Genomic DNA, 6,421 nt, shown 5'->3' on the forward strand with positions numbered 1-6,421 from the left:
CGCCACGCCCAATCAGGTGTCGCGGCGCCGGCGGTCCTACCGGATCGCGCAGGCACCCGGGTCCGCACTGCCCAACCAGGCGGGCGAGGAAAGAAGCGGCGACACAATTGCGCGCGACGGACATGAAAAAGGGGAGGCCTCGAGCCTCCCCTTTTTCTTGCCTGCGATTCAGGCCAGGCCGCTGAGCTTGGCTAGCCACCAGGCCAGGATGACCAACTGTACCAGCCAGCCGGCGAAGCGCAGCCAGACGAACAGGGGGCTGGTGCTGATCAGGTGCATCAGTGACTGGAACACGCGCGCGCCCAGCAGCACGCAGGCCAGCGGGTCGGTCACCGCGGTGAGGCCTGCCTGCATCGCATAGAGCAGCACAGCGGCCTGCATCGGCAGGTTTTCCAGGCTGTTGGCATGGGCACGGACCAGGCGCTGGCCGAAGGCGCCCGGGGTATTGCTGCCGTCGGGGGCGAAGGCGTTGACCTGCATGCGCCCGCTGAGCACCAGCAGGCCGCGCTGGTTGAGCAGCAGCAGGGCGAGAAACAGGGTCCAGGCGACCAGCCCGAGCAGGGCGATGGCGGAGGGGGAGAGGGACATGGCGGCTCCTTGTGCTTGTTGTTATGTGGGCGAAGCGGCGCCAGCTTAGAGGTTTTAGAGTAAATGCTCTAGTCGCTTCGCCATTCCGGAAGACCGTCGCCGGCAGTGACGAGTTGCTTGCGCCAATGCCCGGGTGAGCAGCCGTTCCAACGCACGAAAGCCCGCGAGAAGCTGGCCGCATCGGCATAGCCCAGGCGCTGGGCGATGTTGCCGAGATCCAGCGGCGAGTCGAGCAGCAGACGCTCGGCCAGGCGTCTTTTGATCTGCTCGTTGAGTTGTTGGAAGGAGTGGCCCTCGGCAGCCAGACGCCGATGCAGGGTGCGCTCGGAAAGGCTCAGGCGCTCGGCCACGGTGCGGCCGGCGAGCAGCGTGGCCGAGTCGCGGATCAGCACCTGCTGCACCTGGCGCGCGGTGGGCGGCGTGACCAGGTCGTGGGCAATCTCCAGGCACAGGCGTTCGCACAGCTGCTCGCCTTCGAGCTGGGCGCTGATATGCGCCTGCGGCAGCTTGAGCTGCAACTCGGTGTTGGCGAACAGGATGCCGTCGCGCGTTGCGCCGAAGCGCACCGGGTAGGGGAAGTCGCGTTGCAAGGCAGCCAGGTCATCCGGCGCTTCGGCTGTCATCTCTATCGCCAGCGGCGTGGCCGGGCGCTGCAGCAGTTCGGCGCTCACGCTCAGGCAGCCGGCCAGGCCGCGCTCGATCACGAAGCAACGCGCGTCCTGGGGCAGCACGCTGGCATCGAACAGCAGCCAGGTGCCGCGGCGTTCCGTCTCGATGCGCGCCGGGCACAGGGTCAGGGCCAGCAGCTGGTAGCGGCGGAAGGCGGCGAAGGCCTCGTCCAGGGTGCGGCTGGCCAGCATGGTGAAGCCGAGCAGGCCCAGGGAGGTCAGGTGATAGCGCTGGCCGGCGACGAAGCCCAGACCGGGGCGCCCGGCGTGCTCGATCAGGTTGCGAATCACCGCCAGCTCCTGCCAGGCCTCGATCTGCGCATTGGCCTGCTGCAGCGCCTCGCTGGCGATGGCGCTGCCGATCAGGCAGGCCGAGGCGTCCACGCCCTCGCTGCGAGCTACGTCCAACAGGTAGCGCACGCCGGTCAGCGGGCGGCTCTGGCGCCAGTTCATCGAGCGGCCTCCTTTGGCAGTGATTATCAATTTGTGGCAGTCATTATCATGGATTGGCCAGCGGGAGCGTCGCATGCTGGGGCCACTCCAACAACAAGAGCGTTCCGGTCATGAATGAATTCATCTACGCCCTGCCCAGCCACAACCGTGCCGCCGACTACCGGCATTTCCGCGTGACGCCGACCACCGGCGCCATTGGTGCGGATGTCGAGGACCTCGACCTGACCCGTCTGAACGAGGAGGGCTTCGCCGAACTGCGCCAGGCCCTGCTGGCGCACAAGGTGATCTTCATCCGCGAACAGAACCTAAGTCCCGCCGATCTGGAACGGGTCACCCAGCAGCTCGGCGAATTCGGCCGCGAACCCTATGTGCAGACCATGGCCGAGCATCCGCACGTGGTGCATGTGGTCAAGGAAGCCAACGAGAAGACGCCTTTCGTCTTCGGCGGCGCCTGGCATACCGACTGGACCTTCCAGGAACGACCGCCGGCGTTCACTCTGCTCTACGGCCACGACATTCCGCCATACGGCGGCGACACCTGCTACGCCAACCTGGCGTTGGCCTACGAGTGGCTGTCGCCGGGCATGCAGGCGCTGCTGGAGAACCTCGACGCGGTGCACAGCCCGGAGCGCGCCTATGGCGTCGGCGCCAACCACAATGCGCTGCTGGAGAACATGGCGATCAACTTCGGCAAGGACACCGCGGCAGACACCCGCGCGCATCCGCTGGTGATCCGCCACCCGGAGACCGGCAAGAAGGTGCTGTTCATCAATCCGGCCTACACCAGCGGCATCAAGGGCCTGCGTGCGGAAGAGGCCAAGCCGCTGCTCGACTACCTGTTCAACCTGGTGACCACCCCGGCTTTCACCTGCCGCATGCGCTGGCGCCAGGGCACCCTGGCGATCTGGGACAACCGCAGCACCTGGCACCTGCCGATTGCCGACTACCACGGCATGCGCCGCGAGATGTTCCGCACCACTGTGGTCGGCGAGGTACCGAGCCGATGAGCCTGCACACGCCTATCCGCGATACGCGCCTGCTGGACGCCGCCAATGCCCTGGCCACGGCACGCCGTCAGTGCCAGCCCGGGCCGCGGGTCAGCGAGGCTTTCGCCCTGGCCAGTCTGAATGAGGCCTATGCAGTGCAGATCGCTGGTCTGCAACAGTCCCTGACCCAGGGCCGTCGTCTGAGCGGCGCCAAGGCCGGGCTGACCTCGGCGGCGTTGCGCGCCGCGCTCAAGGTCGAGGAGCCGCTGTACGGCTGGCTGCTGGCCGACAGCGCCTGCCAGTCGGGCGCGAGCATCGCCTGGGAGTCTCTGCTGCAGCCCAAGGTGGAAGTCGAACTGGCGCTGCTGCTGAGTGCGGATCTACCCGCTGGCGAGATCAGCCGCGAGCAGCTGCTGGCCAGTATTGCCGGCGTGGTGCCGGCGCTGGAAATCAACGACTCGGCCATCGAAGGCTGGCAGCTGACCCTGCTCGATGCGGTCGCCGACAACCTGTCCTCCGGGCTCTATGTGCTGGGCGAGCCGGTGGTGCCGCTGGCGCAGCTGCAGGGCCAGGCGCTGGTTGCCACGCTGCTGTGCAACGGTCAACCGCTGCGCGCGGACGTGACCATAGTGCTGGACGAGGTGCTGACCACGGCCCTGTGGCTGGCGCGCAAGATGGCCTCGCTGGGCCGGCCGCTGCGCGCCGGTGACGTGCTGCTGACCGGGGCACAGGCGCCGATTGCCGAGGTGGCCAGAGGTGACCGGCTGTCTCTGCAGGTGACAGGCTTGGGCGAGGTGAACTGCGCGTTCGCCTGAGCAGTGCGTCGTCAGTGCTGCAGCAGCTCGACCGGGTCGGCATGCACCAGCACTTCGGCGCGCGGGTAGGCGTCGTGGATGGCCTGCTCGACCGCCTCGCAGCGCTGGTGGGCCTCGCTGAGGCTGAGTTCGCCGGGTAGCTCCAGGTGCAGCTGGACGAACCAGCGGGTGCCGGAGATACGCGTGCGCAGGTCGTGGGCGCCAAGTACGCCGGGCACCGCGCAGGCCAGCTCGTGCATGCGCTCGTTGACGTCCGGTGGCAGGGCCTCGTCCATCAGCACCGCCACCGCTTCACGCACGATGCTGATCGCGCTCCACAGGATGTAGACGGCGATCCCCAAGCCAAACAGTGGGTCCAGTCGGTGCCAGCCGAAGGCGGCCAGCACCAGGGCCAGCAGGATGCTGCTGTTGAGCAGCAGGTCCGAGCGGTAGTGCAGGGAGTCGGCGCGAATCGCCGTGGAGCCGGTCTCGCGGATGACGTGGTGCTGGAACAGCAGCAGGGCGACCGTCATCGCCAGCGACAGCAGCATCACCGCGATACCCAGTGCCTGCGCGCCCAGCGGTTGTGGGTGTTGCAGGCGCTCGACAGCCTGTAGTGCCACCAGCACCGCGCTGGCCCCGACGAACAGGGCCTGGGCCAGGCCGGCCAGGGCTTCGGCCTTGCCATGGCCGTAGCGGTGGTCCTCGTCAGCCGGGCGCAGCGCGTAGTGCACGGCGATCAGGTTGAGCAGCGAGGCGGCGCCGTCGAGCAGCGAGTCGGTGAGGCCGGCCAGCAGGCTGACCGAACCACTCAGCCACCAAGCCACGGCCTTGGCCAGGGCCAGCAGCAGGGCGGTGGCCAGCGCCGCCGAGGTGGCCTGGCGCATCAGGCGGGCATGCTTGGGTGAGGCGGTCATGGTAGTTCTGGCAGGGCGTAGATGTAGTCGAGCTTCGGCGCCGGACGACCCAGTGCCGTCAGCGCCGCGGTGATCTGGCCACGGTGATGGGTACCGTGGTTGACCAGGTGGCTGACGATATCCAGCAACGGCCACTGGAACGGCTCGCCGGCCATGTTGCGGTAGCTGATCGGAGCCAGCAGTTCGACATCCGTGAGCCCGTCGAGCTGGTTGCGCCAGGCGGCGACGCCGACTTCCAGGTAGTCCTCGAACGCCGTGCGTTCGCTCACCGCCTCGGCATCCAGCTTGGCGAAGGGCTGCGGCTCATCGCGCACCCGCGCCAGCCAGATGCGGTCGACCACTGCCAGATGGTTGAGGGTGCCGTGGATGCTGTCGAAGAACAGCCCGCAAGGGGCGCGGTACTGCTCTTCGGTCAAAGGCTGCAGCTCGCCGAGCAAGCGGGCATAGGCCCAGCCGTGGTAGGCCAGCAGGCGTTGCAGGTGGGCGGCGAGCGGATGTGGCATCAGGCCTCCGTGCGCAGGCCGAGGGCGGCCAGTTGCTCGATGCCGCCACTGTGCTGGATCAGGCGCGGGTCGTCCAGCGGCAGGTCGCGGCCCAGTTCGCGGTGCAGGATGGCCTTGAGTCGAGCCTGGTCGATCTGGCCATCGGCACCGATGGCTTCTTGCAGTACTTCGGGTGCCAGGCTGTATTTGCCGTCCGGCAGGTAGATGGCTCCGGTGGCGAAGTCGATGCCGAAGGCGATCAGGCCGGGGATGACGAAGAACAGGATGCCGATGGCATCCATGCCGACCACGGCGATGTCGACCTTGCCGTCGATCTGGCCGCGGCGTTCCGGGTACAGGATGGTGCCGCAGGCTGTCAGCTGGGCAATCAGGGTCAGAGCGAGAACACCACCGGTAACACGGGAAAACGTGCGCATATGCACCTCCTGACAATGGGGGCGGCACTATATCAAGCCGCTGTTGCAGTTGGATGCCGACGAACGGTGTCGGTTCATACTTATAATCGCCGGCCCATTTGGAGATTGCATGAACCGCCTGCCCATCGACGACGTCTTGCCTGCCCTGCGCACCGCCCTGGCCGAGCGCCACGAGGCCGTGCTGGAGGCGCCGCCCGGCGCCGGCAAGACCACCCGCGTACCCCTGGCCCTGCTGGGCGAACCCTGGCTGGCCGGGCAATCCATCCTGATGCTGGAGCCGCGTCGTCTGGCCGCCCGCGCCGCCGCCGAGCGCCTGGCCAGCGAGCTGGGTGAGAAAGTCGGTGAGACGGTGGGCTATCGCATCCGTCTGGACAGCAAGGTCGGGCCCAATACCCGTATCGAGGTGGTCACCGAAGGCATCCTCGCCCGCCGCCTGCAGGATGACCCGGCGTTGGAGGGCGTCGGCCTGGTCATCTTCGATGAATTTCATGAAAGGAGCCTGGACGCGGACCTGGCCCTGGCACTGTGCCTCAACGGCCGCGAGCTGCTGCGCGACGAGCCGCCGCTCAAGGTGCTGTTGATGTCGGCTACGCTGGAGGGCGAACGCCTCTCCGCGCTGCTCGACGCTGCGCCGGTGGTGTCCAGCGAAGGACGCATGCATCCGGTGGCGATGCGCTGGGGCGCGCCCTGGCAGCCGGGTGAGCGCATCGAGCAGAGGGTCGTGCAGACCGTGCTGCAGGCGCTGGCCGACGAGCCAGGCAGTCTGCTGGTGTTTCTGCCCGGCCAGGCGGAGATCCGCCGCGTGCATGAACAACTGCAGGAAAGCCTGGGCCAGCGTCCCGAAGTGCTGCTCTGCCCGCTGCACGGCGAGCTGGAACTGAATGCCCAGCGCGCCGCCATCGAACCGGCGCCGGCCGGCATGCGCAAGGTGGTGCTGGCCACCAACATCGCCGAAACCAGCCTGACCATCGACGGCGTGCGCGTGGTGGTGGACGCCGGCCTGGCGCGGGTGCCGCGCTTCGACCCGGCCAGCGGCATGACCCGCCTGGATACCCAGCGCATCTCCCGCGCCTCGGCCACCCAGCGCGCCGGCCGC

Annotated in this window: 8 protein-coding genes; 3 read left to right on the forward strand and 5 right to left on the reverse strand. The window is 67.9% G+C overall.

Annotation, left to right across the window (positions count from 1 at the left end):
• Window positions 1-168: 168 nt before the first annotated feature.
• Complete coding sequence (locus AYB31_RS18570) at window positions 169-588, reverse strand: MAPEG family protein (RefSeq protein ID WP_068830436.1); 420 nt, start codon at window positions 586-588, stop codon at window positions 169-171.
• Window positions 589-656: 68 nt separating this feature from the next.
• Window positions 657-1,709, reverse strand: a complete 1,053-nt coding sequence (locus AYB31_RS18575) for an AraC family transcriptional regulator (RefSeq protein ID WP_068830437.1) — start codon at window positions 1,707-1,709, stop codon at window positions 657-659.
• 110 nt (window positions 1,710-1,819) lie between these two features.
• Here AYB31_RS18575 and AYB31_RS18580 point away from each other — a divergent pair, with 110 nt between their 5' ends.
• Both AYB31_RS18580 and AYB31_RS18585 read left to right on the forward strand, forming a co-directional pair.
• Entirely contained in the window at window positions 1,820-2,716 is an 897-nt protein-coding gene (locus tag AYB31_RS18580; RefSeq protein ID WP_068830439.1) for a TauD/TfdA dioxygenase family protein, read from the forward strand.
• Complete coding sequence (locus AYB31_RS18585; protein ID WP_068830440.1) at window positions 2,713-3,510, forward strand: 2-keto-4-pentenoate hydratase; 798 nt, start codon at window positions 2,713-2,715, stop codon at window positions 3,508-3,510. Before AYB31_RS18580 ends, AYB31_RS18585 begins: the two co-directional genes overlap by 4 nt.
• Window positions 3,511-3,521: 11 nt before the next feature.
• Here the strand turns inward: AYB31_RS18585 and AYB31_RS18590 are convergent, their stop codons facing one another.
• Genes AYB31_RS18590 through AYB31_RS18600 form a run of 3 tightly spaced genes read right to left on the reverse strand, consistent with a single transcriptional unit; the run spans window position 3,522 to window position 5,325 of the window.
• Window positions 3,522-4,406 (reverse strand): cation diffusion facilitator family transporter, encoded by an 885-nt coding sequence (locus tag AYB31_RS18590; RefSeq protein WP_068830442.1) that lies wholly within the window; start codon window positions 4,404-4,406, stop codon window positions 3,522-3,524.
• A complete protein-coding gene (locus tag AYB31_RS18595) occupies window positions 4,403-4,909 on the reverse strand; it encodes a DinB family protein (RefSeq protein WP_068830444.1) in 507 nt (168 codons plus the stop codon). The genes AYB31_RS18590 and AYB31_RS18595 overlap by 4 nt, the downstream gene beginning before the upstream one ends.
• A complete protein-coding gene (locus tag AYB31_RS18600; protein ID WP_068830445.1) occupies window positions 4,909-5,325 on the reverse strand; it encodes a polyribonucleotide nucleotidyltransferase in 417 nt (138 codons plus the stop codon). The genes AYB31_RS18595 and AYB31_RS18600 overlap by 1 nt, the downstream gene beginning before the upstream one ends.
• Window positions 5,326-5,434: 109 nt before the next feature.
• Between AYB31_RS18600 and hrpB the strand changes: the two genes are divergently transcribed.
• Window positions 5,435-6,421, forward strand: a 987-nt coding sequence (gene hrpB / locus AYB31_RS18605; RefSeq protein WP_068830447.1) for an ATP-dependent helicase HrpB, incomplete at its 3' end; no start/stop codon positions are given.

Source organism: Pseudomonas sp. BMS12 (assembly GCF_001592875.1).
Classification (GTDB): Bacteria; Pseudomonadota; Gammaproteobacteria; order Pseudomonadales; family Pseudomonadaceae; genus Aquipseudomonas.

Coding starts and splice junctions, on each gene's coding strand:
- AYB31_RS18570 (WP_068830436.1), bottom strand. CDS start 588: ATGTCCCTCTCCCCCTCCGCCATCGCCCTGCTCGGGCTGGTCGCCTGG.
- AYB31_RS18575 (WP_068830437.1), bottom strand. CDS start 1,709: ATGAACTGGCGCCAGAGCCGCCCGCTGACCGGCGTGCGCTACCTGTTG.
- AYB31_RS18580 (WP_068830439.1), top strand. CDS start 1,820: ATGAATGAATTCATCTACGCCCTGCCCAGCCACAACCGTGCCGCCGAC.
- AYB31_RS18585 (WP_068830440.1), top strand. CDS start 2,713: ATGAGCCTGCACACGCCTATCCGCGATACGCGCCTGCTGGACGCCGCC.
- AYB31_RS18590 (WP_068830442.1), bottom strand. CDS start 4,406: ATGACCGCCTCACCCAAGCATGCCCGCCTGATGCGCCAGGCCACCTCG.
- AYB31_RS18595 (WP_068830444.1), bottom strand. CDS start 4,909: ATGCCACATCCGCTCGCCGCCCACCTGCAACGCCTGCTGGCCTACCAC.
- AYB31_RS18600 (WP_068830445.1), bottom strand. CDS start 5,325: ATGCGCACGTTTTCCCGTGTTACCGGTGGTGTTCTCGCTCTGACCCTG.